General features: G+C 73.7%; 22 protein-coding genes and 1 pseudogene. 13 read left to right on the top strand and 10 right to left on the bottom strand.

Going from position 1 to position 21,541, the window contains the following annotated elements; translation table 11 throughout:
• Positions 1–134: 134 nt before the first annotated feature.
• A complete protein-coding gene (locus VGH76_RS10510; protein WP_331556623.1) occupies positions 135–1,358 on the bottom strand; it encodes an oxygenase MpaB family protein in 1,224 nt (407 codons plus the stop codon).
• A 71-nt stretch (positions 1,359–1,429) separates the two neighbouring features.
• On the opposite strand from VGH76_RS10510, the gene VGH76_RS10505 reads away from it, so the two are divergent.
• The gene (locus VGH76_RS10505) at positions 1,430–2,047 is read left to right on the top strand and encodes a TetR/AcrR family transcriptional regulator (RefSeq protein ID WP_331556622.1); all 618 of its coding nucleotides are present in this window, start codon (positions 1,430–1,432) and stop codon (positions 2,045–2,047) included.
• Positions 2,048–2,119: 72 nt separating this feature from the next.
• Here the strand turns inward: VGH76_RS10505 and VGH76_RS10500 are convergent, their stop codons facing one another.
• Entirely contained in the window at positions 2,120–3,166 is a 1,047-nt protein-coding gene (locus VGH76_RS10500; RefSeq protein ID WP_331556621.1) for an alpha/beta hydrolase, read from the bottom strand.
• 72 nt (positions 3,167–3,238) lie between these two features.
• On the bottom strand, positions 3,239–4,927 hold the full coding sequence (locus VGH76_RS10495; RefSeq protein WP_331556620.1) for an acyl-CoA dehydrogenase family protein: 1,689 nt from the start codon (positions 4,925–4,927) through the stop codon (positions 3,239–3,241).
• A 70-nt stretch (positions 4,928–4,997) separates the two neighbouring features.
• Here VGH76_RS10495 and VGH76_RS10490 point away from each other — a divergent pair, with 70 nt between their 5' ends.
• From VGH76_RS10490 to VGH76_RS10480, 3 genes are all read left to right on the top strand, one after another.
• Positions 4,998–5,810 carry a 5-formyltetrahydrofolate cyclo-ligase gene (locus VGH76_RS10490; RefSeq protein ID WP_331556619.1) on the top strand — a complete coding sequence of 271 codons (813 nt, stop codon included), beginning with the start codon at positions 4,998–5,000 and terminating at the stop codon, positions 5,808–5,810.
• 71 nt (positions 5,811–5,881) lie between these two features.
• The gene (locus VGH76_RS10485) at positions 5,882–6,847 is read left to right on the top strand and encodes a cyclase family protein (RefSeq protein WP_331556617.1); all 966 of its coding nucleotides are present in this window, start codon (positions 5,882–5,884) and stop codon (positions 6,845–6,847) included.
• An 11-nt stretch (positions 6,848–6,858) separates the two neighbouring features.
• Positions 6,859–8,532, top strand: coding sequence for a class I adenylate-forming enzyme family protein (locus VGH76_RS10480; protein WP_331556616.1), 1,674 nt, complete (start codon positions 6,859–6,861; stop codon positions 8,530–8,532).
• Between the two features lie 60 nt (positions 8,533–8,592).
• On the opposite strand, the gene VGH76_RS10475 is transcribed toward VGH76_RS10480, so the two are convergent.
• Together VGH76_RS10475 and VGH76_RS10470 are read right to left on the bottom strand one after the other, a co-directional pair.
• Positions 8,593–8,811: a hypothetical protein gene (locus VGH76_RS10475; RefSeq protein WP_331556614.1), complete on the bottom strand. Its 219-nt coding sequence runs from the start codon at positions 8,809–8,811 to the stop codon at positions 8,593–8,595.
• 76 nt (positions 8,812–8,887) lie between these two features.
• Positions 8,888–9,430, bottom strand: coding sequence for an HdeD family acid-resistance protein (locus VGH76_RS10470; RefSeq protein ID WP_331556613.1), 543 nt, complete (start codon positions 9,428–9,430; stop codon positions 8,888–8,890).
• A gap of 234 nt (positions 9,431–9,664) precedes the next feature.
• Here VGH76_RS10470 and VGH76_RS27970 point away from each other — a divergent pair.
• From VGH76_RS27970 to VGH76_RS10455, 3 genes and pseudogenes are all read left to right on the top strand, one after another.
• Positions 9,665–10,091: pseudogene (locus VGH76_RS27970) on the top strand (DUF305 domain-containing protein).
• A 123-nt stretch (positions 10,092–10,214) separates the two neighbouring features.
• Positions 10,215–12,002, top strand: a complete 1,788-nt coding sequence (locus VGH76_RS10460; protein WP_331556611.1) for a copper resistance protein CopC — start codon at positions 10,215–10,217, stop codon at positions 12,000–12,002.
• A 34-nt stretch (positions 12,003–12,036) separates the two neighbouring features.
• Positions 12,037–12,735 (top strand): YcnI family protein, encoded by a 699-nt coding sequence (locus tag VGH76_RS10455; RefSeq protein ID WP_331556610.1) that lies wholly within the window; start codon positions 12,037–12,039, stop codon positions 12,733–12,735.
• A 41-nt stretch (positions 12,736–12,776) separates the two neighbouring features.
• Here the strand turns inward: VGH76_RS10455 and VGH76_RS10450 are convergent, their stop codons facing one another.
• Positions 12,777–13,688: an isocitrate lyase/PEP mutase family protein gene (locus tag VGH76_RS10450; protein ID WP_331556609.1), complete on the bottom strand. Its 912-nt coding sequence runs from the start codon at positions 13,686–13,688 to the stop codon at positions 12,777–12,779.
• A 127-nt stretch (positions 13,689–13,815) separates the two neighbouring features.
• Between VGH76_RS10450 and VGH76_RS10445 the strand changes: the two genes are divergently transcribed.
• From VGH76_RS10445 to VGH76_RS27965, 4 genes are read left to right on the top strand one after another with little or no spacing between them, the layout of a single operon-like run.
• The gene (locus tag VGH76_RS10445) at positions 13,816–14,484 is read left to right on the top strand and encodes a GntR family transcriptional regulator (RefSeq protein ID WP_331556608.1); all 669 of its coding nucleotides are present in this window, start codon (positions 13,816–13,818) and stop codon (positions 14,482–14,484) included.
• A complete protein-coding gene (locus VGH76_RS10440; protein ID WP_331556607.1) occupies positions 14,481–15,125 on the top strand; it encodes an isochorismatase family protein in 645 nt (214 codons plus the stop codon). Before VGH76_RS10445 ends, VGH76_RS10440 begins: the two co-directional genes overlap by 4 nt.
• A gap of 11 nt (positions 15,126–15,136) precedes the next feature.
• Entirely contained in the window at positions 15,137–16,219 is a 1,083-nt protein-coding gene (locus tag VGH76_RS10435; protein ID WP_331556606.1) for an LLM class flavin-dependent oxidoreductase, read from the top strand.
• 33 nt (positions 16,220–16,252) lie between these two features.
• On the top strand, positions 16,253–16,681 hold the full coding sequence (locus VGH76_RS27965) for an acyclic terpene utilization AtuA family protein (protein WP_414637705.1): 429 nt from the start codon (positions 16,253–16,255) through the stop codon (positions 16,679–16,681).
• A gap of 142 nt (positions 16,682–16,823) precedes the next feature.
• Here the strand turns inward: VGH76_RS27965 and VGH76_RS10425 are convergent, their stop codons facing one another.
• Genes VGH76_RS10425 through VGH76_RS10410 form a run of 4 tightly spaced genes read right to left on the bottom strand, consistent with a single transcriptional unit; the run spans position 16,824 to position 20,025 of the window.
• Positions 16,824–17,279: a protein-tyrosine phosphatase family protein gene (locus VGH76_RS10425; protein WP_331556605.1), complete on the bottom strand. Its 456-nt coding sequence runs from the start codon at positions 17,277–17,279 to the stop codon at positions 16,824–16,826.
• A gap of 19 nt (positions 17,280–17,298) precedes the next feature.
• Positions 17,299–17,706, bottom strand: coding sequence for a VOC family protein (locus VGH76_RS10420; protein WP_331556603.1), 408 nt, complete (start codon positions 17,704–17,706; stop codon positions 17,299–17,301).
• Complete coding sequence (locus tag VGH76_RS10415; protein ID WP_331556602.1) at positions 17,703–18,479, bottom strand: phosphosulfolactate synthase; 777 nt, start codon at positions 18,477–18,479, stop codon at positions 17,703–17,705. Before VGH76_RS10415 ends, VGH76_RS10420 begins: the two co-directional genes overlap by 4 nt.
• Positions 18,480–18,513: 34 nt before the next feature.
• A complete protein-coding gene (locus VGH76_RS10410; protein ID WP_331556601.1) occupies positions 18,514–20,025 on the bottom strand; it encodes a class I adenylate-forming enzyme family protein in 1,512 nt (503 codons plus the stop codon).
• Between the two features lie 296 nt (positions 20,026–20,321).
• Here VGH76_RS10410 and VGH76_RS10405 point away from each other — a divergent pair, with 296 nt between their 5' ends.
• Both VGH76_RS10405 and VGH76_RS10400 read left to right on the top strand, forming a co-directional pair.
• Positions 20,322–21,218, top strand: a complete 897-nt coding sequence (locus VGH76_RS10405) for an IclR family transcriptional regulator (protein WP_331556600.1) — start codon at positions 20,322–20,324, stop codon at positions 21,216–21,218.
• Positions 21,215–21,541: ATP-binding cassette domain-containing protein (locus VGH76_RS10400; protein WP_331556599.1), on the top strand; the 327-nt coding region annotated here is incomplete at its 3' end. The genes VGH76_RS10405 and VGH76_RS10400, both read left to right, overlap by 4 nt.

The raw sequence follows: 21,541 nt of genomic DNA, 5'->3' as shown, positions 1-21,541 counted from the left end.
AGCAAGTCCTCGCGGGACATGAACGGTCAGACGCTCGCGGCGCCGACAAACGAGGCGACCTTCCCCAACCACGATCCTGCGACCACACCAAGATCAAGCGCAAGACCGCTTGACACCCGATCCCCCATAGGGAATCAGACGGGCAGGTCCGCCGGGCGGCGGGGCCGCTCGCCGAGCAGGCGCTCGAGGTCGGCCTCGACGCCGGCGTCGCTGCGCCGTTCCAGCCAGCGCCGCCCCGGCGCGACCGCGCCGATCACCCACGACTCGGCGAGGTTGCGGGCCATCTCCGGCAGCACGGTCCAGGGCGGGAGCACCGGCTGGCCGAGGTCGCGGCAGCCCTGCGCGCCGAGGAAGAGCCGCAGGTGGGAGAGCAGCCGCCGGCGGGCCCAGCGCCCGCGGCGTGGGTGACCGTGCTCGGCGTGGCTGCGGCGGGTGCCCTCCACCAGCGCCGTCGTCAGGGCGGCGCCCGCGGGGGTGGGGCCGCCCTGGGCGAGCAGCAGGTGGTGGTCGAAGGCGTGCTGGGCGCGCTCGTCGGCGAAGAGCCAGTCCTCGTCGACGCCCATGAGGAACCCGATGTAGCGCCAGAGGTGCATGATCGCGCGGCCGTCCTGGCGCGGGACCCGGCGCCCGAGCACGCGCACGCCGAGCATCGCGGTGGCGCTGAACAGCGCGAGCGTGCCTGCCAGGTCGCTGCGGTTGACCGGCAGGCCGAGCGCCGTCGCGTCCCAGTCCTCACGGCGCTCGAAGCGGTCGTTGACCAGCGCGTGCATGGCGCGCACGTGGGCGGTGACGCGGAACCCCTCGCCGTCGCGGGCCATCCCGCCGGGCCGGGACACCGCGTAGCCCCACGCGGTCGTCTCGCCGAGCCGGCGCATCGCGGTGGTGCCGGTGAGGCCACCGGTGGCGACGAGGAGGTCGGCCGGGCCGACGTAGCGGTAGCCGCCGATGAGCGAGAGTGCGAGCAGCACGTCGTCGCGGCTGCGGCCCAGGCGGCGGTAGGCGCGGGCGCCGCGTTCGAGCACGTCGCGGTCGAGCCAGTCGGGCTCGCGCTCGAGGGCGGCGACGAACCGGCGCAGGGCGGGTGGGTCGTCGTCGCGGGCGCCGTCGGCGATCGCCCGCTGCAATGCCGTCGTGGTCACCCGCGGGCTCGCGTCGCGGCGCATCGCGGTGGCGAGCTCGGCGCCGACCTCGTCGCGGGCGAGCATGCGCCGCCCGATCTCGTCGACGAGGGCCTCGTCGCGGTGGCGGACGCGGCCCAGGTACGCGAGGGGGCGGGCGATGGCCGCGTTCCGTTCCGGCGCGCTGCGGAAGCGTGACGGGAACTCGGGGGGCGCCACCGGCGGGGTCTCTGCCACCATGACGAGAACGCTGACACGAGTCCTGAGTCGTGTTCAACTCGCGTTTCCGGACCGCCCGAGGAGGTGTAGCCGTGGCCGTCGACGGGCCCCGCGCGATGCGGCGTCGCCCGATCCAGGACCGCTCGCGCGCCACCGTCGAACGGATCCTCGACGCCGGGCGATCCGTGCTGCTCGAACGGGGTTTCGAGGGCGCGAGCACGAACCGCATCGCGGCCGCGGCGGGGGTCGGCCCGGGCTCGCTCTACCAGTACTTCCCGGACAAGGAGGCGATCCTCGAGCGGGTCGTCGAGCGGGCGATGGACGACCTGGAAGCTCGCATCACGCGCGCGTTCCTGGGGAGCCTGCGCGCCGGCGACGACGCCGTGCGCCACCACCTGGAGGCCCTCCTCGACGCGCTGTCCGACGAGGCGGAGCTGGTCCGGGTGCTCTCCCAGGACCAGCCCCGCACCGTCGGGCGCCGCCGGGCCGGGTTCGCTCGCCGCATCGACGCGCTCGTCGCCGGGGCGCTGCTCGCCGAGCATCCGGACGCCGGGGACGTGCCGGTGGACGCCGTCGCGTGGATGCTGGTGCGCACCGTCGAGCACGTGACGATCTCGTGGGTGCTCGAGCAGCCGGGAGTGGGGCGCGAGGCGATCCTCGACGAGCTCACCGCGATGGTGGGCGGCTACCTGGGCGCGCGTTGGGCCTGACGGCCTTGTGCGTGCCCTAGCGGCGTGCTGTGTCTCCGTCGTGTCCTAGCACGGAAACGCACGCACACGGCGTCAGCCGAACGCCCAGAACTCCGAGGCGACGGCGAGCCACCGTGCGGCGTCGTCGACGTGCGGCCCGTGCCCGGAGTCGGCGAACACCTCGGTGCGCACCCGGCCGCCGGCCTGCTCGTAGCGGCCGAGGACCGTGCGGATCTGGGCGACCATCTGCTGCGGCGGGAACACCTCGGCACCCGGCCAGTTCGGCACCACACCCGCCTGCCCGAGCGTGCCGAGCTCGAGGAACGAACCGTCGGCGACGACGAGGTCCTTCCCACCGTGGGTCCACAGCACCGGCGGCTTCGGGTCGATCTCCGGGAGCCAGGCCCACGAGCAGTACTTCGGGGAGAGCGCGTTGAGCAGGCCCCGGGTGCCCGGCGCGGAGCCCGGCCAGTGCTGCGAGGTGGTGGCGTCGCCCGGGTAGCCGTCGTCGCCGATGTTCGAGAGCAGGATCTCGTCGAGCAGCAGCTCCTCGCGCTCCGCCGGGAGCCGGAACTCGGGTGCCCAGTAGGTGCCGTTCATGACGTTGCGGGGGCTCACGGGCTCCTCGGTGCCGCGATCGCCCGCGCGCAGGAGCTCGACGAACCGGGGGTTCGCGACCCCGGCGCCGGTGCCCGCGTGGTCGTCGGAGCAGGGCCTGCCGTCGGGGAACGTCCCGCCGTAGCCGAATGGGGAGACCGGGTCGAGGAAGGTCAGGCTCGCGACGGGGACCTCGCGCGCGACGAGCGCGATCGCGGCGCCCGCCGTCGACCACCCGACGAGGTGCGGGCGCTCGACGCCGAGGATCCGCAGGTAGGAGACGAGGTCGTCGGCCCAGTCGGCGAGGCCCCGGGTCGCATCGATCGGGGCGGGCTCGGTGCGGCCGAACCCGCGCATGTCGGGCGCGAGGAACCGGAAGCGCTCGCTCGCCGGGCTCATGAGGTGCTCGAAGAAGCGGCCGGTGGACAGGTTGCCGTGGACGAGGACGACCGGCTCGCCGTCGGGGGGTCCCGACTCGAGGTGGTGGATGCGGATGCGCGCGTCGACGGTGGCGGCGGTGACGCCGGGCAGGAGGTCGTTCATGGTGGTCCGGACGCTAGTGAGCGCGGGCCGTCCGGGGAACGGGTCGGTCCCTCGCCCCGGGCGAGTGGTCCGTCAGCGCTGCCGGGACCCGGGGTACGAAGCACTGCGGGACCACTCGACGGGGTCGAGCGGTAGCCGGTCGAGTATCCCGTCGACGTCGACCCCGCGCGGCAGCGTCCCCAGCGCCTCGCCGTGCTCGCCGGCCACCCGCGAGGCGACGAACGCGTCCGCCACCGCCGTCGGGGCGTGGCGCACCAGCAGCGAGCCCTGCAGCACGACCGCCATCCGTTCGGCCAGCCAGCGGGCGCGCTCCTCGGTGGGCTCGCGCAACTCGTCGAGGATCGACTTCCAGGCGGCATCGAGACGGTGGTCGGCGCCGAAGGCGGCCCCGACCTCCGCGCGGTAGGCCTCGACGGCGGCGGGCTCCCGGCCGAGGACCCGCAGCAGGTCCAGGGCGTTGACGTTGCCCGAGCCCTCCCAGATCGAGTTCAGCGGCGACTCCCGGAACAGTCGCGGCATGCCGGACTCCTCGACGAACCCGTTGCCGCCGAGGCACTCCAGCGCCTCGCCGACCACGGCCGTCTGCCGCTTGCAGATCCAGTACTTGCCGAGGGTGACCCCGATGCGCCGGAACGCGGCCTCGTGCTCGTCCGACGCCGAACGGTCCTGGGCGCCCGCGAGGCGCATCGCGAGGGTCACCGCCGCCTCGGACTCGACGGTGAGGTCGGCGAGCACCGCGCGCATCAGCGGCTTGTCGACGAGGGCCGACCCGAACGCGTGCCGGTGGGTCGCGTGCCAGGCCGCCCGCCGGAGCGCGTCACGCATCCCCGCGGCGGAGCCCAGGGCGTTGTCCAGGCGGGTGCAGGCGACCATCTCGATGATCGTCCGCACCCCGCGGCCCTCGTCGCCGACGAGGAAGCCGATCGTGCCGTCGAACTCCGGCTCCGACGACGCGTTCGACCGGTTCCCGAGCTTGTCCTTGAGCCGCTGGACGAGGAAGGGGTTGCGGGTGCCGTCGGGGAGGATCCGTGGCACGAGGAAGCAGGTGACCCCGGAGGCCGTCTGCGCGAGCACCAGGAACAGGTCGCACATCGGCGCGCTCGTGAACCACTTGTGCCCGGTGAGGGTGTGGCTGCCGTCGGCGTTGGGCGTCGCGGTGGTGGCGTTGGCCCGGACGTCGGAGCCGCCCTGCTTCTCGGTCATGCCCATGCCGGCGAGCAGGCCGGCCTTCGTCGTCGGCTCGGCGAGGCCCGGCTCGTACACCGTCGAGACGAGGCCGGGGCCGAAGCGGGCGAGCAACTCGGGGGAGTGGGCGAGCGCGGGCAGGACGGCGTGGCTCATCGAGACCGGGCAGCCGTGCCCGGCCTCGGCCTGCGACCAGACGAGGAACCCGGCGGCGCGCGCCACGTGCTGGCCGGTCTGCGGGGTGTCGCCGAACCCGGCCGGGCCGGCCCACACGGCCCCGGCGAACCCGCGGGATACCGCCTCGTCGAGCAGCGCGTGGTAGCCCGGGTCGTAGTCGACCTCGTCGACCCGGTTGCCGACGCGGTCGAACGCCCGCAGCCGGGGCTCGTTGCGGTGGGCGGCGTCGGCCCAGTCGCGGACCTGCGCCGACCCCGCGCGCCGCCCGATGTCGTGCAGCGCGTCGACCGACCAGCCTGCGCCCTCGCGCTCGAGGGCCTCGAGCAGCGGCGGGTCGGCGGCGAGGTCGTGGTCGACGAGCTCGGGCACCTGATTGGTCACGACGTGGGTGGGCGCCATGCCGCGATCCCACCACTTCTGGCTACCCGTCGGTAGGTGCGCTTCGCGCTCGTGAGCACTGATCCGCCCCATGACACGGAATAGTGCTCACGAGCGCGGAGCGCACCTGGAGGAGGCCACCATCGCCAGACACGACGCCGACGCCGGCGGCCCGCCGGACCTCCTCGCCGCCAAGCAGGAGCTGCGCGAGCGGATCTGGGCGACGCTCTCCGAGCGCGGCCACGCCCGCTTCCCCGGCGCGCGCAACCGCATCCCCAACGTCACCGGCGCCGAGAGAGCGGCCGAGCGGCTGCGCGACACCGACCTCTGGCGAAACGCCCGCACCCTCAAGTGCAACCCGGACTCCGCTCAGTGGCCGGTACGCCAACGGGCGCTGGAGGACGGCAAGACCGTCTACATGGCCGTCCCGCGCCTCGCCGGGGACGACCCGTTCTTCCTGCTCGACCCCGACGACCTCGGCGACCGGACCCCGCGCCAGGCGTCGTCGATCAAGGGCGCCTCGGCGGCCGGGCGCACCGTCGCCGTCGGCGACCTGGAGCCGGTCGACCTCGTCGTCGCCGGGTGCGTGGCCGTCAGCCCCGACGGTTCCCGCCTCGGCAAGGGCGGTGGGTTCTCCGACCTCGAGTTCGCCGTCGCGTTCGAGGCCGGGCTCGTCGCCGAGGACACCCCGGTGGTGACGACGGTGCACGAGGACCAGATCGTCGACGACGGCGAGATCCCCACCGTCGACCACGACGTGCACCTCGACCTGATCGTCACCGCCGAGCGCACGATCACCTGCCGTCGCGCGCCGCCGCACCCTGCGCACGTCGTCTGGGACGAGCTGACCGAGGCGAAGATCGCTGCCATCCCGCTCCTGGCAACGCTGCGGGAGCGCCGCTGAGGGGTTGCTGCCACCCGTCGAGTCCGGAGAGGGTGAGAGCCAGGTCACCCGACTCGACGAAGAGGAGCACCATGGCCGACGCCCCGAGCATGGCGGAGCTACTGGGGGACGACACCCCCAAGAACTGGGGCAAATGGGGAACCGACGACCAGATCGGTTGCCTCAACTACCTCGACGCCACCCAGGTCCTGCGGGGGGTGTCGAGCGTCAAGGCCGGGCAGGTCTTCACGCTGCAGTGCCCGATGGGGCTGCCCCACGGGGACCCGGTCTTCCCCGGCCGGGCGGGCATCGAGCGGGAGATGATCTGGGACCAGGACGCGTTCGCCCCGGGCGGGGTCGGACCCTCCTTCCCGGGCGGGCTGCGGGCCTCCGACGACAAGGCGACGATGTTCCTGCAGGGATCGTCGCAGTACGACGCGCTGGGCCACGCCTGGTACGACGACCGCATCTGGAACGACGTCGACGCCGCGTCCACCAATGGCGGCGGGATGAGCTGGGCGTCGATCATGCCGATCGCCGAGCACGGCGTCGTCGGCCACGGGGTGCTCATCGACATGGCCCGCCACCGGGGCAAGGAGTGGCTGGACAAGGGCGAGACGTTCACCCACCACGACCTCGAGGAGGCCGCCGCCGCGCAGGGCGTCGCCATCTCCGAGCGGGACGTGCTGCTCATCCGCACCGGGTGGCTGAAGTACTTCTACGCGGTGTCGAACGAGGAGTTCTACGAGGGCTTCATCGAGCCCGGGCTGACCTACTCCCGTGAGCTCGTGGAGTGGTTCCAGCGCAAGGAGATCCCCAACCTGGTCACCGACACGATCGCCAACGAGGTGACCTACGACCCGGAATCGGGCGTCGCGCTGCCGCTGCACGCCGCGCTGCTGCGCAACCTCGGGCTGAGCATGGCCGAGATCATCTGGCTCGACGACCTCGCGGACGCCTGCGCCGCCGACGGCCGCTGGGACTTCCTCTACACCGCGGCGCCGCTCAAGATCCACGAGGCGACCGGCGCCCCCGTCAACCCGGTGGCCATCCGATGAAGGAACAGGCGATGACGACGACCCGGTCCGTCTACGAGTCCAAGCCCTGGCTGGCCCGCTACCGCGACGACTACAACCACGGCGAGGTCACCGTCGAGTACGCGAGCGCGCTGGACATGGTGCGCGCCGCGGTGGAGCGCGACCCGGACTGCGAGATCGTCCGGTACTTCGACGGCACGATGACGATGCGCGAGCTCGACGAGCTCTCCGACGCCTTCGCCGTGGCGCTCGTCGAGCGCGGCTTCGCCCCGGGCGACCGGCTCGCGACCTACCTGCAGAACATCCCGCAGGTCCTCGTCGTCGTCGTCGGGACCTGGAAGGCCGGCGGCATCGTCGTCTCGGTCAACCCGATGTCCCGGCAGCGCGAGCTCACCACGATCCTCACCGACTGCGAGGCGACCGCGATCGTCTCGCAGGAGGACCTCTGGTCGATCGCGAGCGAGGTCGTCCCGAACACCGGCGTCCGGATCGCGTTCACGACCTCGCCGCTGGAGTTCCAGACCCGCCAGGACGAGCGCCTCTTCGGCGGCATGGAGCGCACCGCGTGCGCCGGCGCCGAGGACCTCACGACGGTGCTCGAGGCGACCCGCGGGCGCCGTCCGGAGCCGGTCGAGCTGGCCGGCGACGACGTCGCGTTCCTCGGGTACACCTCGGGCACCACCGGGCCGCCCAAGGGTGCGATGAACACGCACCGCAACATCGTCTTCAACGCCCAGACCTACCGGGACTGGATCCAGCTGGGCCGCGACGACTCGGTGTTCGGGGTGGCGCCGCTGTTCCACATCACCGGCGTCGTCGGGCACCTGGCCATCGCGCTGCTGCTGCCGTGCCCGCTGGTGCTCGCGTACCGGTTCGAGCCCGGCGTCGTCGTCGACGCGATCCGGGAGCACCGCCCGACGTTCTCCATCGGCTCGATCACGGTGTTCATCGCGATGATGAACGCGCCGAACGCCGACGCCGACGCGCTGTCCTCGATGGTCAAGGTGTACTCCGGCGGGGCGCCGATCCCACCGTCGACGGTGAAGGCCTTCCAGGACCAGTTCGGGCACTACATCCACAACTTCTACGGGCTCACCGAGACCAACTCGCCGTCGCACGGCGTCCCGCTCGGGGCGACGGCGCCGGTGGACGAGGCCTCCGGCGCGCTGTCGGTCGGGGTGCCGGTGTTCGACACCGTCGTGCGGATCGTGCGCGACGACGGGACCGAGGCCGACGTCGGCGAGGTCGGGGAGATCACCACCCGGGGGCCGCAGGTGGTGCCGGCGTACTGGGGCAAGCCCGAGGAGACCGAGAAGGCGCTGCGCGGGCCGGGCGGCGTCGTCGAGCTCAAGACCGGCGACGTCGGGTACATGGACGCCGAGGGCTGGTTCTACGTCGTCGACCGCAAGAAGGACCAGATCAATGCGGGCGGCTACAAGGTGTGGCCGCGCGAGGTCGAGGACGTGCTCTACGAGCACCCGGCGGTGCGCGAGGCCGCCGTCGTCGGGGTCCCGGACGAGTACCGGGGCGAGACGGTGAAGGCGTTCGTCTCGCTGCGGCCCGGGGAGTCGGTGGAGCCCGAGGAGCTCATCGCGTTCTGCAAGGAGCGGATGTCGGCCTACAAGTACCCGCGGCAGATCGAGCTGCGCGAGGAGCTGCCGAAGACGGTGACCGGGAAGCTGCTGCGCCGGGAGCTGCGGGGTTAGGTGCGCTGCGCGCTCGTGAGCACTTTCCGGGGCTATGACCCCGGAAAGTGCTCACGGGCCTCAGGCACCTATGACCGCGTCGAGCACGCCGTTGCGGGCGTCGGCGACGAGGTCGGCGAGCTGGCCCAGGCTCATCTGGATCCGTTGGCCGAAGTCGTCGGTGATCACCACGCGGCGCTCCTCCGGCGCGGCGGGGTCGAGGTAGAGCTCGGGGCAGCCGCAGCTGCACTGTCCGCAGAAGGTGGCGACGTGCTGCAGTCCGTCCGTGGCGTGGTCCATGGCGTCCTCCTCGTCGGGGTGGCGCGAGGACCGTAAGCAGTCCGGGGTCGGATCGTGAACGACCCCGAACGAGTGGTCACCGCGAGCGACGGAGGCTCAGCGCGAGCCCGATCTCCGATCCGCCACGCAGCAGGAACCCGAGCCCGGCGAGCAGCGCGATGGTCCCGATCGCCGCCGCGAGGTTGAACAGGAGGATCACGAACGCGAGCAGCGCGAGGACGCCCATCGCGATGTTCCAGCCCCGGTGCTCGGCGGTACGCGCCGCGACGAAGAGGTCGTTGATCCCGGCGAACAGGAACCACAGCAGCAGCCCGACGACGAGGATCGCGACGCCGGCGCCCGGACGGAAGATCACGAAGATGCCCGCCAGCACGGTGATCACCCCGAAGATGATCACCCACCACCGGCCCGGGGCGCCGTGCTGCACCCGCAGCGCCGCCGTGATCTCGATGATCCCGGAGATGAGCAGGCCGAACCCGAGGAACAGGGCCAGCAGGAGGACGGTGACGCCGGGGAAGATGAGGGCGAAGAGCCCGACGATCACGGCGAGGATCCCGTCGGCGAGGATCCAGCCCCACCGGCGGGCGATGTCCGGCTGGTCGACGGTCGAGGAGGTCATGTCACGGTGAGTACACCACGTGAGCGTCCCTGACCAGGATCGTCCGATGAACGATTCCGTACGGCGCAACCAATCGTCGCGAGAGTGGATCACGGGTTGATCCACTGCGCCGTCGCGGTGATCGGCCTGCTCCTCGTCGCGCTGCTCGTCGGCGGCTGCGCCGATGCCCCGGTCGCCCCCGCTCCGGCCCCGACGCCCGACGTCGCCGCCGTCGACACCGACTACGCGAGGGCGATGGCCGGGCACCACGAGCAGGGACTCGCCCTGGCCGCGCTCGTGCCCGGGCGGTCGTCCTCGCCCGACGTCGCCGACCTGGCGTTCCGCATCGACCGCGCCCAGGTGGAGGAGGTCGGACAGCTGGAGGGGTTCCTGCGGCTGCACGGTGCCCCCGGCCACGGCGTCGACGACGCCGGCGATGGACGGGATGGCCGACCCCGCCACGCTCGACCGGATGGGCGCCCTGTCCGGTCCCGCGTTCGACCTGCTCTGGCTGCAGACCATGACCTCCCATCACGAGGGGGCGATCGCGATGGCCCGCCGGCACCTCGCCGCGACCGGGGGAGCGGCCTCGACCTCGGTGCTCGCGGAGTTCTCCCGCACGCTGCTGGTCTCCCAGCAGGCCGAGGTCGACCGGATGCGCGACCTGCTCGCCCCCGGCTGAACGGTCGCCGTCGCCGAAGGCGGGAGCGGGAACGCCGAAATCGCCGGGAACCGGACAGGGCCGCGCAGCGACCGGACACGTGTGCGAGCGCTGGGCGAGGTGACGCGGCGGAGCCTGGCGGCGGTGGCCGTGGTGCTGCTCGGCGCGCTGCTGGCGCTGGGCACGGCCGTCCCGGCCTCCGCCCACGCGATGCTCGAGCGGACGGCGCCGGGTGCCGACAGCGTCGTCGCCCAGGCACCCGCGGCGGTCACGGTCGGCTTCAGCGAGGCCGTGACGCTGGTGCCCGGCGCGGTCCGGGTCTACGACGGCGCGCTGCACGAGGTCGACACCGGGACCGCCTCGCACCCCGACGGCGACCCGACCTCCGCCGGCGTCGCGCTCACCCCGGACCTGGCCCCAGGCACCTACACCGTCACCTGGCGGGTGGTGTCGGCCGACTCGCACCCCGTCGCGGGCGGCTTCCGGTTCTCCGTCGGCCATCCCGGCCCCGCCGCGCCGCCGCCCCCGCCCTCCGACGCCGGGGACGGCACCGTCACCACAGCGCTCGCCCTCGCCCGGTTCGTCGAGTACGCGGGGCTCGCCCTGCTCGGCGGCGCCGTCGTGCTGATCGGGCTGCGCAGGGCGGGGGCGGAGCCGGCGACGCTGCGCCGCGCCCGTCGTGCGGTCGTGACCGGCTGGGGGGCGCTGCTGGTCGGCAGCGTGCTCGCGCTGCTCCTGCAGGGGCCCGACGCGGCCGGGGCCGGGCTCGGCTCGACCCTCGACCCCACGCTGCTCGCGACCACCCTCGGCTCGCCCGCGGGGCTCTTCCTCGCCGCGCGGGTGGTGCTGGTGGCCCTCGTCGGGCTGGTCGGGCGGCGGCTCGTGGCGCCGGTGGGCGCGGCCCCGACGCCCGGGGAGCGCGGGGTCGTCACGGCGGTGCTGGCGCTCGCCGCCGCGGCCACGTTCTCCGCGTCGGGGCACGCGGGCGTGGACCCACCGGTCGTGCTCGGGCTGGCCGCCGACCTGACGCACCTGGTCGCGATGTCGGTGTGGATCGGCGGCCTGGTGGTGCTGCTGGCGGCCCTGTCGGCGTCCCCGACGCCCGTCGCGGCGGTGCTCCCGCGGTTCTCGCAGGGGACGCAGGTCGCGGTCGCGCTGATCGTGGCGACGGGGCTGTACCAGACCTGGCGCGACGTCGGCGCGGTCGGCGCCCTCGTCACGACGGCGTACGGCCGGCTGCTGACGGCCAAGGTGGGCTGCGTCGTCGTGCTGCTCGTGCTCGGGGACCGCGCGCGCCGGCTGGTCGCGCGGCGCCTCGTCGTCGCCCGGGCGACGACGACGCCGGCCCCGGCCCGGCCCCGGTTCGCGCTCTCCCTGGGCCCGACGGCGGGTGCCGGCGAAGCCCCATCGACGTGCTCCCCTGAATCGCTGGCACTGGACGCCAGGAAAGCCCCGTCGTCGGAACCGTCGTCGGCGCCACCGCCCGGCCTCGACCTCCCGTCGACGTCCGCCCTGCGCCGCGGCCTGCTCGCGGAGGCGGCGATCGCCGTCGTCGTGCTCGCCGTGACCGCCGTCCTCGTCGGCTCCCCGCGCGCCACCGAGACCTACGCCCCGACGTTCACCACCACCGAGCACGCGGGTGCCCTCGCGCTCACCGCCCGGGTCGACGCCGCCCACACCGGCGACACCGCGGTGCAGCTCTCCGGGACCGACGCCGCGGGCCGGGCGGTCCCGGTCGCCGTCGTCGAGGCCTCCCTCACGCTGCCCGCGCAGGGCATCGGGCCGCTGCCGGTGACCGCCGGGCCGGGCGCCGACGGCGGGGCGAGCGCGCGGCTGTCGTTCCCGGTGCCGGGGGAGTGGGCCCTCGACGTCACCGTCGCGAGCCCCGCCGCCCCACCCACCCTCTTCCGGGTCGTGGTCCCCGTCCGCTGACCCGTCGTCCCGACCACCGAAGGAGTCCTGACCCGTGACCTCCCGATCCCGCTGCCTGCCGGCACGCCTCGGCGTGCTGCTCGCCGTCGGTGCCGCCCTGCTCGCCCTCGGCGCGCTCCCCGCCTCCGCGCACGTCACGGTCGCCGCGACCGGCGCCGCCTCGCCCGGGTCCTACGCCCAGCTCGCGTTCCGGGTGCCGACCGAGAAGGACAACGCCTCCACCACGGCGGTGCAGGTGTTCCTGCCCGCCGACCAGCCGCTCGCGTCGGTCTCGGTCCAGCCGCACCCGGGCTGGACCACGGAGATCCACAAGAAGGCGCTCGCGCAGCCGCTCCAGACCGATGACGGCCCGGTCAGCGAGGTCGTCAGCGACGTCGTCTTCACCGCCCAGAGCCCGGCGACGGCGATCGCGCCCCAGCAGTTCGACGAGTTCTCGCTGCTGGTCGGCCCGCTGCCGAACGCACCGTCACTCGCCTTCCCTGCGAACCAGACCTACAGCGACGGCTCGGTGGTCGCGTGGAACCAGGCGGCGGCGCCCGGTGCTCCGGAGCCGGAGCACCCGTCCCCGACGCTCACGATCGGCCCGGCCGGCTCGGACACCGGGGCGGCGGCCCCGGCCGACTCCGGCTCGTCGTCGACCCCGGCCCTGGTGATCGGCATCATCGCGCTGGCGCTGGCGGTCCTCGCGCTCCTGCTGCTCGGGGTTGCGCTGCTGCGGGGTCGGCGGAGCTGACGCATGTGAACGGATGTGGTCGCCTGGACGACCCAATCCGTTCACATGCGGTAGCGCTCCTCCAACGCCCGGACCTCCTCGATCCCCACGACCTCGGTGAACGCGTCCAGCCCGCCGATCCCGCCGGGCGCGGCGCCGAGGTCGCCCAGGGCCTTCGTCGGCGACCCCTCCTCGTTCAGGCGCCCGAGCATCGCCCGCACCCCGGAGGCCGCGGCGAGCAGCGTCGAGACCGGGTAGAGCACGAGGGCGAACCCGAGCTCGCGCAGCTTCTGCAGGGGCGGCAGCGGGGTCCGTCCGCCCTCGGCGCCGTTGAACACCAACCGGTGCCCCGACAGGGCGCCGGCCACCTGCTCGAGCGCCTCGTCGGAGGTGGGCGCCTCCACGAAGAGCAGGTCCGCGCCCGCGTCCGCGAACGCCCGGGCCCGCTCGATCGCGGCGTCGACGCCGTACTGCTGGGCGGCGTCGGTGCGCGCGATGAGCACCAGGTCGGGGTCGGTGCGGGCGTCCACCGCGGCGCGGATCTTCGCGACCATCTCCGGGAGCGGCACGACCTCCTTGCCCGCGAGGTGCCCGCACTTCTTGGGCATCACCTGGTCCTCGAGGTGCAGGCCCGCGACGCCGGCCTGCTCGTACTCCCGGATCGTGCGGATGACGTTGATCGGATTGCCGTAGCCGGTGTCGGCGTCCGCGACCAGCGGCACATCGAGCACGCCGACCATCCGACGCGCGTTGTCGACCATCTCCGCCTGCCCGAGCAGCCCGACGTCGGGCCGGCCGAGCAGCGAGGCGGTGGTGCCGAACCCGGTCATGTAGACGACGTCGAAGCCGGCCTGCTCCACCAGCCGCGCGGAGAGCGCGTCGTAGGCGCCGGGGGCGACGACGGGCCGCTCCCCCTCGAGCAGTGCCCGCAGAAGGGCCCGTCGGTCGCCCGGGCGGCTGAGGAGATCGGCCATCGCGTGGTCCCTTCACTGTGTACAAGGCAGCTGTCGTTCGCGGCGTAACAGCTCGATGACGTGCGAACGATCCCTTGCTGTCCGGCCTCGGTCACCCTACTTTGCACACAACTCGACGGGAGGTGCGATGACGGCCACGACGACGACGGGCGGGGGGTCCCGCGCCTCCGAGCGCGCCCAGGTCGCGCTGCGGGACGCGATCCTGCGCGGTGAGCTCGCTGCGGGCGCCCGGCTCGGCGAGGTGGAGCTCGCCGAGCGGCTCGGCGTCTCCCGCACCCCGGTCCGCGAGGCCCTCTCCCGGCTCGCCGCCGAGGGACTCGTCGAGGTCCACCCCCACCGCGGCGCACGGGTGGTCTCGTTCTCGGCGCAGGACCTCGACGGCATCTTCGACGTCCGCCTCGCGCTCGAGCCGCGGGCGACGGGCCGGGCGGCCGCCCGGGTCACCGACGCCGACCTCGACGCCCTCGACGACCTCGCCCAGCGGATGCTCGCCGTCGGCGCGCCCGGCTCCGGCCAGGACCTCGACGCGCTCGTCCCGCTCAACCGCGACTTCCACGCCCGCCTGCTCGACGTCGCCGACGCCCCGGCCCTGTCCGCCGCGCTGGCCAACGTCGTGCACACCCCCGTCGTGCTGCGCACCTTCCACACCTACGACGAGGCCTCCCTCGCACGCAGCCTGACCCACCACGCCGAGATCACCGCCGCGCTGCGGGCCGGCGACGCGGACTGGGCGTCCGCGGTGATGCGCAGCCACATCGGCAACGCCCGCGCGGTCATGGTCGGGGCGCGCCGATGACGAACCCGCACGGCACCTCCTTCGCCGGACGCGTCGGCTGGGGCACGCGACCCGCCGTCGTCGTCGTGGACCTCGTCCGCGCCTACACCGAGCCCGACGGTCCGTTCTTCCTCGGCGGGGAGGACCCCGAGACGCCGGGCCGGGTGCTCGGCGCGTGCGCGGCGCTCGTCGGCGCCGCCCGCCCCGGGGCGGTGCCGGTGGTCTGGACCGTGGTGCGCTACGCGCCCGACCTCGCCGACGCCGCGTTCTTCGCCACCAAGGTGCCGGCGCTCGCCTGCTTCGCCGAGGGTGCCGACGGCGGGTGGGGCGAGCTCGCGCTCGCCGCCGCGGCCGACGACGCCCTGCTGGCAAAGCAGCACGCCTCGGCGTTCGCCGGCACCTCGCTCGCGGCGTCGTTGCGCAGCCGCGGTGTGGACACCGTCGTCGTCGCGGGGGTCTCGACGTCGGGCTGCGTGCGCGCCACCGCCACCGACGCGCTCGCGGCAGGCTTCCGCCCGATCGTCGTCGACGAGGCCTGCGGGGACCGCACCGCGGCCCTGCACCGGCAGAACCTCGCCGACCTCGACGCGAAGTACGCGGACGTGGTCGACCTGTCCGACGCTCTGACCGCCCTAGCCACGTTCTCCGTCCTCGAGGCCTGAGGAGGCTCCCCGTGCAGTACGGCGTGTTCATCCCCAACGCGACCAACGGCTACATCCTGTCGACCGGCAGCCCGCAGTACCGGCCGAGCTTCGCCCACAACGTCGCGATCACCCAGGAGGCCGAGCGCCAGGGCCTGGACTTCGTGCTCTCGATGATGAAGCACCGCGGCACCGGCGGGCCGAGCGACTTCTGGGGCGAGTGCCTGGAGTCTTTCACGCTGTTCGGCGGGCTCGCGGCGGTGACCGAGCGGATCGGGCTCTACCCCTCGGTGACGACGCTCGCGACGCACCCGATCATGGCCGCCCGCATGGTGGCGACGATCGACGAGATCTCCGGCGGGCGCTGCGGGGTCAACATCGTCACCGGGTGGAACAAGCCGGAGTACACGCAGATGGGCCTCTGGCCCGGCGACGAGTACTTCAACCGGCGCTACGAGTACGCCGCCGAGTACGTCCAGGTGCTGCGCGCGCTGTGGAGCGAGGGCCCGACGACCTTCCACGGCGAGTTCTTCGACTTCGACGAGGCCGACATGCGCCCGAAGCCGCTGCACTCGCCGACGGTGGTGTGCGCGGGCCAGTCGTCGGCGGGCCAGGCGTTCACGGCGCGGTACGGCGACCGGAACTTCATCATGGCCGAGCGCTCGAAGGTCGGGTCGATCGCGAGCGGGGTGAAGGACCTCGGGACGGGCGAGGGCCGCGACGTCGGGACCTTCGCGCTGTACTGCATCATCGCCGAGGAGACCGACGAGGCCGCCGACGCGCTGTGCGACCACATCGTCGCGACCGCCGACCTCGAGGCGATCAGCTACATGACCACCGGCGCCTCGCTGGACACCAACCCCGACGGCACCTCCGCCCAGCTGCTGGCCTCGCTGGAGCGCCCCGCGTCCGAGGGCAACATGGCGTTCCTGTCGCTGCCGGTGGTGAAGGGCTCCTACGAGCGGGTCGCCGCGCAGCTCGACGAGATCGCGGTGACCACGGGCATCGACGGCGCGCTGCTGACGTGGCCGGACTTCGTCGACGGCGTCACCAAGTTCGGCGAGCGGGTGAAGCCGCTGCTCAAGGAGGCCGCGCAGGCGCCGGTGCCCGCCTGATCGGAACACCGTCCCGATGACAGGATGCCGGGCATGACGACGGGGGTCGCCGCCTGGTGGCACGGCTGGTTGGTGGAGGACACCTCGCACGAGGCGTGGGACCGGCTCGCCGGCGCGGTCGCGGCCGCCCACGTCATCGAGTGCGGTCCGCAGGCCACAGGCGGGAACTTCTCCGGGTTCACGACGGTGCCGCGGGTCGACGACCTCGGCTACCCGATCGCCGAGATCGCCGCCGGCGGCACCGCGGTGATCACCAAGCACGACGATGCCGCGGGATGGGCGGGGACGCCGGGCCAGCACGAGTACCTCGACCCGGAGACGTTCACGGCTGCGACGCCGTTGGGCGAGTACCAGGGCGTGACCGACCAGGTGGCGATGTCGGCGACTCCGGGCCGGTACGAACCCGGTGCTGGAGCGGCGGGGCTCGTCGTCGCTCGCCTGGCGGTGACGGCCGGCGGCTGACCGAAGGGCACCTTCGCTCGATCTAGTCGACCGAAGGTGCCCCTCGCTCGATCCCGGCCCACCGGCGCGGTTCCGGCGAAGGGCGCCCACGGACCGATCTATCGAACGAAGGTGCCCTTTGCTCGAAACCGGGTCGCCCCGTTCACATGGCGCGGAGCGCCTCCACGAACTCCGGGTTGTTCAGCGCCCCGGCCCGGGCCTGGCGCACCGTCTCGATCGCCTCGTCGGCGTCGTGGCCCTCCCGGATCAGCGACGCCGCCGCGAGCAGCCCGGACCGGTTGATCCCGGCCGCGCAGTGCACGAGCACCCGCTTCCCGGCCGCCCGCATCGAGCGGACCACGTCCGCCAGCGCGACGAGGGTGTCCGGGTCGGGGGCCGGGCCGTCCTCGATCAGCCAGTGGACGTAGAACTCCACGTCCTCCAGCGGCGGTTCCTGGCCGGACAGGTCGAACACGGCGTCCCAGTGCTCGCCCGGCTCGGGGTGCCCCGACTGCCACAGGCCCGGCACGATCTCGTCGGCCGGCCAGGGCGGGGGCTCCTCGATCAGGTCTTCTCGCAGGTGGGCAGGGATGTAGCCCTCGACGGGATCGGTGCTCACGGCACCGGGATACCCGGCCTCAGTACATCATCCTCGGATCGTCGTAGTGCTTGAACTCCAGCAGGTTGTTCGACGGGTCGCGCAGCACGAAGGTGCTGTGCCGCTCGACCAGGTCGTCGAAGCGGGTCTTGGGCTCGGCGAACACGTCGAGGTCGCGCCGGCGCACCAGCGAGAGCAGCCGCTCCCAGTCCTCGCGCTCGCGGAACGTGACGCCGAAGTGGCGGGGGTAGAGCTCGAGGCCGCGGTCCCAGGCGTCGGAGAGGTGACAGACCACCTGGTCGCCGAAGAAGTCCAGCGTGATGCGGTCGTCGTAGCGGCGGGCGAGCTTGCACCCGAGGCCCTCGACGTAGAAGCGGTACGCCTCGTCGAGGTCACGGGCCGGGATCGCGAGGTGGAACGCGTCGTGGGTGCTCCGCACGGTGCTCACACCCCGCCGAAGGTGTCGGCGCGCAGGCCCAGGCGCAGCGTCTCCAGCCCGACGACGTCGGCGAGCGCGACGTTGCCGAGGTTCACCCCGACGCCGTAGCGGCGCAGCAGGCGCACCTGCAGGTCGCGGGTGGGGGCCTCGAAGAGCAACCGGTCGTGGTCGAGGCCCGAGACGTCGAGCGCGCCCAGGACGTCCTCGCGGGCCTCGCCCTCGGGTGTGCAGAAGCCGCTGCGGCCGCTCTCGCGGGCCTCGAGGGTCACCGTCGTGGCGCCGGCCTGCAGGTCGGACCACACCGCCGCGACCCAGTCGGCCGGGCTCAGCGCCATCGAACGGCCGCCGTCCTTGAACCCGACCTCGCTGATGACGGTGAACTCCCGCGCCATCCGCGCCACCCAGCCCGCCTTCTCGGCGTTCGTCATCGGAATGGTGCCGTTCGAGATCTCCACGGTGGTGCAGCCGGTGGCACGACAGAGCTCCTGCCAGTCGGTGACCGCGCCGGCCGCGGCGTACCGCTCGAACAGCGTGCCGCCGAAGTAGGCCTCGATCCCGGCGGCCCGACAGACGTCGATCTTGGTCTTGATGTCCCGGGTGACCAGGCAGGTGCCCCAGCCGAACTTGACGGCGTCGACGAGGTCGCCGTGGCTCTCGACGACGTCCTCGAACCAGCGGGTCGGCGTGCCGGTGTCGATGGCCATGGTGCGCCCGCGGGAGCGGGGCTTGTCCTCGCGGGCGCTCAGGTCGAGGGCGGCGCAGTGGGACGAGTCGGTGAGCATGGGTCCTCCTCGGAGACGGGGAACGCCACGGGTGTCACGGCGTCGTCGCCACGAGCTCCCGCACGTCGGAGCGGCGGACCTTCCCGGTCGAGCCGCGCGGCAGGTCGGTGAGCACGAGCACCTGCACCGGGCACTTCCAGCGGGAGAGCTGCGCCCGGCAGCGGGCGTCGAGGTCCCTCGCGAGGCCCGGGTCATCGAAGTCGTCAGGGTCCTCGGACCCGACGGCGCGCACGCACGCCACCGGCACCGCGCCCAGGACGTCGTGCGGGAGTCCGACGACGACCGCCTCGGCCACCCGCTCGTCGCCGAGCAGGACCTCCTCGACCTCGCGCGGGTGCAGCAGCTCGCCGCCGCGGTTGATGACGTCGTCGTCGCGGCCCGCGAGGTGCAGGAACCCGGCGTCGTCGAGGTGGCCGACGTCGCCGGTGTCGAGCCAGCCGGCGTCGAAGCGCTCCGGGGCGCGGCCCCCCTCGTAGGCGTCGACCACGCCCGCCCCGCGGATCCAGACCCGTCCGCGCGTGCCGGGTGCCAGCGCGGTACCGCCGGCACCCCGCACCGCCACCTCGGCGCCGGCGGGCCGGCCGACCGAGCCGGGTGGGCAGGCCACGCCGAGCGGGACGGCGGTGATCTGGCTGGCGGCCTCGGTCATCCCGTAGCTCTCGAGCACTCCGACCCCGGTGCGGGCCTCGACGGCGTCGCGCACCGCGACCGGCAGCGGCGCCGACGCCGAGCGGATCAGCCGCAGCCGTGGCGGGACGGCGGGCGGGTCCTCCTCGCGGGCGAGCACGGTGAGGATCGCGGGGACGAGGTTGAGCCAGGTGACGTCGTGGGCGCGGGCGCGTTCCCAGAAGTCGGTGCGGCGGAAGCGGCGGTCGAGCACGAGCGAGGACCCGGCGTGCAGCGTCGCCAGCAGGCCCACCACCTGAGCGTTGACGTGGAAGAGCGGCAGCGGGGTCAGGCCCCGGTCGTCGGGTGTCAGCTCCAGGTGCGCGGCGACGGCCCGCGCCACGTGGAGCAGGCGGCCCTCGCCGAGCAGGACGCCCTTGGGCTCGCCGGTCGAGCCGGAGGTCGACAGCAGCGTCCCCGCACCGCTCGGGACGGCGAGCGGACCGCCGGGCACGAGTGGCCCGGATGCGGTCGGGACGACGCCAGGGCGCCCGCGGCGGTCGGGGCGGGCCCGGGGGACGCCGGGCAGCCGGGCGGCGGCCTCGTCGTCGGCGACGAGGACGGCGACGCCGGTCCGGCGCAGGGCGCGCTCCAGCTCCGGTCCCGGGGCCCCCGGGTCGAGCGGGACGCTGCACCGTCCGGCCGCCATCACCGCCAGGTGCACGGCGGCGAGCGTGAGCGGGTCGTCGACGACGACCGCCACCCGACCACCCGGGGGGAGGCCCGCCCGGTCCAGGGCGGACCGCCACGCCTGCGCCGCCTCGCGCAGGTCGGCTCGGGACAGGCAGCGCGCCGACCGCGCGGAGAGGAACACCGGCTCGTCGGGCACGCCCCGCGCGAGGAGATCGGCGACGGTGTTCGCAGCGCATTCGGGGTTCATCGCCCCCGACGCTGTTCCCGCCGCCTGTGCGGCGGCTGTGTGCGAACTGGAGAACCGCTGAACCGGGACGAGCGGCCCGCACCGCCCGCCGAGCGGTAGGCGTCAAACCTTCCAAAAATGACACAAGGTGCAAGAAGAACGAAAAGAGCGAATATTCGCCGGCCAGGTCACGAAATGCTCACGAGATGCCCCGCGAGGTCATCTTGTGTTGTCTCCTTGACAACGACTTCACGGAGCGCGAACAGGATTCGCCGGAACCGCCGCACGGGGCGGCCGGCTCGAGCGGAGGAGCGGCGGTGGCCGAGGCCGGCGAGGGCGACGAGCGGTCGGCCTCGTGGCTGCGCGCCCTGACCGTCCTCGAGGTCCTCGGGGAACCTTCCGGTGCGGGGGGCATGGGGGTCGTGGAGCTCGCCTGCCGGCTCGGCCGCGATAAGTCGCAGGTCTCGCGCATGCTGCGTGCGCTCGCCACCGCGGGGTACGTCGAGCGGGATCCGCGGTCGGCCCGCTACCGGCTCGGCGCGCGCCTGTTCGCGCTCGCCGCGCCCGCCGTGGACCAGCGGTTGCGCAGCGAGGCGGAGGCGCTGGTCGAGCGCGAGTCGAGTCGGCTCGGCGAACGCGTCGAGGTCACGATTCGCAGCGGCGCCGTGGGGGTCACCCTGGCGACTGCGGCTCTCGACGTCGAGCTGCGCTCGCTGGGCTGGGTCGGCCGCACCGTCCCGCTGGGATCGTCCGCGGCCGGGCGCGCGCTGCTCTTCGACCACACCGACGAGGCCGTGACCCGGCTCCTCACGTTCGCCGGACTGGACCGCGCCGGACCCGCGGCGCCGCGATCCCTGGAGGACCTGCTCGGGCGGCTGCAGGAGGACCGGCGCCGCGGCTGGGCACTGGCCCGGGAGGAGTCGGGCCAGGACGTCGTCGCGCTCGGAGCCCCGGTCCGCGACGCGTCGCGCCGCATCGTCGCCGCCGTCTCGGTGAGCGGCCCGGGCACGCGCCTGTCACCCGCCCTCTCGGTGGTCTCGGCCGCCGTGCAACGCGCGGCGGACGAGCTCTCCACCGCGCTCGGGCACGGCGTCGTCCCCGTCCCGCGGCGACCGCACCGGCGCGCGCCGACGACCGGGGCTCGCGTCCCGGCGCCCCGCCGTGCCCACCCCGACGATCCCCACCCCGAGCACCCGGGAGAGGCGAAGCCATGACCGAGACCATCACCGAGCGGCCCGCGGCCGACATCGTGTTCGACCATGTGACCAAGCGTTATCCGGGGCAGGAGACACCCGCGCTGGACGATCTGTGCCTGACCGTCCCGGCGGGCGAGACCTGCTGCCTGGTCGGGCCCTCCGGCGGGGGGAAGACGACCGCGATGAAGCTGGTCAACCGCCTGATCGACTTCGAGTCCGGCGACATCACGATCGGCGGGCAGAGCATCCGCTCGGTCGACGTGACCACGCTGCGCCGCGACATCGGCTACGTCATCCAGCAGGTCGGGCTGTTCCCGCACATGACCATCGCCGGCAACATC

Origin of the sequence: Actinomycetospora sp. (assembly GCF_036497585.1) — a bacterium.
In the GTDB taxonomy this organism is placed as follows: domain Bacteria; phylum Actinomycetota; class Actinomycetes; order Mycobacteriales; family Pseudonocardiaceae; genus Actinomycetospora.
Note: the sequence above shows the minus strand (reverse complement) of the source record. Positions and strands in the feature narration are given on the sequence as shown.

What these genes read in the sequence shown, in the direction of transcription:
- VGH76_RS10480 (WP_331556616.1), top strand. Translation starts at nt 6,859, where the DNA reads ATGACGACGACCCGGTCCGTCTACGAGTCCAAGCCCTGGCTGGCCCGC.
- VGH76_RS10440 (WP_331556607.1), top strand. Translation starts at nt 14,481, where the DNA reads ATGACGAACCCGCACGGCACCTCCTTCGCCGGACGCGTCGGCTGGGGC.
- VGH76_RS10495 (WP_331556620.1), bottom strand. Translation starts at nt 4,927, where the DNA reads ATGGCGCCCACCCACGTCGTGACCAATCAGGTGCCCGAGCTCGTCGAC.
- VGH76_RS10445 (WP_331556608.1), top strand. Translation starts at nt 13,816, where the DNA reads ATGACGGCCACGACGACGACGGGCGGGGGGTCCCGCGCCTCCGAGCGC.
- VGH76_RS10470 (WP_331556613.1), bottom strand. Translation starts at nt 9,430, where the DNA reads ATGACCTCCTCGACCGTCGACCAGCCGGACATCGCCCGCCGGTGGGGC.
- VGH76_RS10500 (WP_331556621.1), bottom strand. Translation starts at nt 3,166, where the DNA reads ATGAACGACCTCCTGCCCGGCGTCACCGCCGCCACCGTCGACGCGCGC.
- VGH76_RS10490 (WP_331556619.1), top strand. Translation starts at nt 4,998, where the DNA reads ATGACACGGAATAGTGCTCACGAGCGCGGAGCGCACCTGGAGGAGGCC.
- VGH76_RS10475 (WP_331556614.1), bottom strand. Translation starts at nt 8,811, where the DNA reads ATGGACCACGCCACGGACGGACTGCAGCACGTCGCCACCTTCTGCGGA.
- VGH76_RS10410 (WP_331556601.1), bottom strand. Translation starts at nt 20,025, where the DNA reads ATGAACCCCGAATGCGCTGCGAACACCGTCGCCGATCTCCTCGCGCGG.
- VGH76_RS27965 (WP_414637705.1), top strand. Translation starts at nt 16,253, where the DNA reads ATGACGACGGGGGTCGCCGCCTGGTGGCACGGCTGGTTGGTGGAGGAC.
- VGH76_RS10450 (WP_331556609.1), bottom strand. Translation starts at nt 13,688, where the DNA reads ATGGCCGATCTCCTCAGCCGCCCGGGCGACCGACGGGCCCTTCTGCGG.
- VGH76_RS10510 (WP_331556623.1), bottom strand. Translation starts at nt 1,358, where the DNA reads ATGGTGGCAGAGACCCCGCCGGTGGCGCCCCCCGAGTTCCCGTCACGC.
- VGH76_RS10485 (WP_331556617.1), top strand. Translation starts at nt 5,882, where the DNA reads ATGGCCGACGCCCCGAGCATGGCGGAGCTACTGGGGGACGACACCCCC.
- VGH76_RS10415 (WP_331556602.1), bottom strand. Translation starts at nt 18,479, where the DNA reads ATGCTCACCGACTCGTCCCACTGCGCCGCCCTCGACCTGAGCGCCCGC.